The organism is Nocardia araoensis NBRC 100135 (assembly GCF_000308435.1).
Taxonomy (GTDB): Bacteria; Actinomycetota; Actinomycetes; order Mycobacteriales; family Mycobacteriaceae; genus Nocardia; species Nocardia araoensis.
Window position 1 is genome coordinate 1 of sequence record NZ_BAFR01000284.1, and the last position, 2087, is coordinate 2087.

General features: G+C 66.2%; 3 protein-coding genes and 1 pseudogene. 3 read left to right on the top strand and 1 reads right to left on the bottom strand.

Annotation, left to right across the window (positions count from 1 at the left end):
- Nucleotides 1-137: pseudogene (locus tag ON21_RS41270) on the top strand (IS256 family transposase); the annotation flags it as partial.
- Between the two features lie 342 nt (nucleotides 138-479).
- Here the strand turns inward: ON21_RS41270 and imuA' are convergent.
- Complete coding sequence (gene imuA' / locus ON21_RS41310; RefSeq protein ID WP_505763936.1) at nucleotides 480-1601, bottom strand: DnaE2-dependent mutagenesis accessory factor ImuA'; 1122 nt, start codon at nucleotides 1599-1601, stop codon at nucleotides 480-482.
- Between imuA' and ON21_RS41085 the strand changes: the two genes are divergently transcribed.
- Together ON21_RS41085 and ON21_RS40680 are read left to right on the top strand one after the other, a co-directional pair.
- On the top strand, nucleotides 1555-1947 hold the full coding sequence (locus ON21_RS41085; RefSeq protein ID WP_083880978.1) for a histidine phosphatase family protein: 393 nt from the start codon (nucleotides 1555-1557) through the stop codon (nucleotides 1945-1947). The two genes, imuA' and ON21_RS41085, sit on opposite strands and share 47 nt — an antisense overlap.
- Nucleotides 1854-2087: histidine phosphatase family protein (locus ON21_RS40680; RefSeq protein WP_039803681.1), on the top strand; the 234-nt coding region annotated here is incomplete at its 3' end. The genes ON21_RS41085 and ON21_RS40680, both read left to right, overlap by 94 nt.

Below are 2087 nucleotides of genomic sequence, written 5' to 3' on the forward strand. Positions count from 1 at the left end.
CGATCAAGGTGCTCTACCTCGCGATCCGGCACATGATCGAACCGAAAGCAACCGACCGCAACCAAGTCGCGCCAGGCTGGAAAGGAGCGCTCAACGCACTGACCCTCTACTTCGGAGACCGAATCACCATTCGTTGAACCACGAGCGCTTACACAGAGATCCGTACACGCCCCGTTCGGTCCGACACCCCAGCGCCAACGAGCGGTGTCGTCCGGAAGCCCAGGTCGACCGGACCGGGCATACGTCGATAAACGCGTTGAAAAGCAGTGGGCGTCAAAAGAACTCGGAAGTCCTTGAGTACATGCTCTCTGGCGCCACTCTTGTGGTGCCGTCCTGGACTACCCACACAATGCCCGAATGCTGTGTCGAAGCAATCGAATCCTCAGGCCGCGTAGTTCAGAGAACGACTAGGACCACGGCGTGGATGCGTGAGCAGCCTGGTGGTGGCGTAACGAGGTGAATCCGGATCGACTCATGGGTCACCCGGTTCGGCTGATCGCAGTAACAGAGATGTGTGAGTCCGCTGGTGGACGTGTCCAGCATGACCGTTGTGTTCCGTCGGGGCCCAGCCGCAGCGCGGTGCTGCGTGGGCGACGGGCCGCGCGGCCGGATACATGGACCGTGTAGGTGATCGATCGCAGCCGGCCGCGGCCGCGGCCGATACCGTCGTACTCGGCCAGTTCGGTGTGGATTTCCAGATCGGGGCGGGCACAGCCTGTCTGCGTTGTCACCAGGATGGCCTCGTGACTTCGGATCCGCGCGAGCACAGCTCGGGTGCGGCTGACTGCCGGGGTGATGGGACGGTCGAGCGCGACGACGGGCAGGCCGTCGAGCAGGACGGCGGCGACGTGGAGGGGGTCGTCCCCGGGGTCGGCGATGTGGGCCAGGCGGGCGAGATTTCCGCCCATTTCCGCGACCGCGAGCAACCCGAGCCGTGGGGATCCGAGGACGGCGGTCCATTCTCCGGCGGCAGTGGCCACGGCGAGCAACCCGAGTAGGGGGCCGAGGCGTCCGGTGCACGCAATCAGTGATCCGCGTGGTAACCCACCGGCGGGTAGCGCGTCACCCAGTGCTCCAGGGATCGGCAGTGTGTTCGCTGGTGCGGTCGACGGCATCGGTGGGGCTTCGCGGGCGCCGACTCGGCCGTGGATGGCGTCCATGCGGGCGCGCAGGGCTGCGAGTTGCTCGGTGCGCGGGAGGTCGGTCAGCGGTGCTGCGACTGTGGTGCCGTCGGCCCGTCGACTGACCGGAAATTGCGAGCTATCGAACATACGTGCGAAATGATTGCATACCGGGCGATCGGCCGTCGAGGTAGGCACGCTGATCAATAACTGATTGCCACCCCCGACGGCGTGGTCCGAGCAGCGCGCTATCGGATGCGCCAGCGCGGTGCCGTCCCTGCGGCAGCAGTACAACGGGCTGTTGTACAACGCGCTGTTGTTGGCCGTAGGCGGTCGATACCGACGATGCTGTGGTCGAGGGCGAAATGTCCGCGTGTCAACGGATTGCGGGGTGAGGTGGTGGATTGGTGGATGAAGCCGGGGTTGACGTGCGGTGCGGTGTGCGCCTGCTGCTGATTCGCTGCGCTCACAGCGGGTCATTGACGATGGTGTCGGCGGGGAGGATGGCGCGCGCGTCTCGAGTCCGACGGGGAGAAGTCAGGCTGCGCGGTTGGCAGAGCGTTTGGCTGCCGAGCAGTCCAGCCTCAAGATCAGCCGCGTGTACAGCCCGTGCGCTCCTCGCGCGGCGCAGACCGCCGCGGTGGTGGCCGACATGCTGGGTCTGTCGGTGCACACGCAGCTGCTCGGGCCGACGGGGCGAGCCTGGGCGAGCCGACGCAGGATTTGTCATCCGTGGTCGAGCCGCTGGGGGCTTCGAGGGCGGTCGGTGAGGGTGAGCGGGCGTGGGAGCAGTGGGCGCCGCGGGTGGGCCGCGAGCTGGAGCTGATCGCGGGGGCGCATCCCGGTGAGACCGTGGTGGTGGTCTGTCACCAAACGAGCATCCTCGCAGCGACCCAGTATTTCATGGAGGCGACCTACTCGCGGGCGCATGTCTCGATGGAGGTCGACCACACCGCGATCACCGAA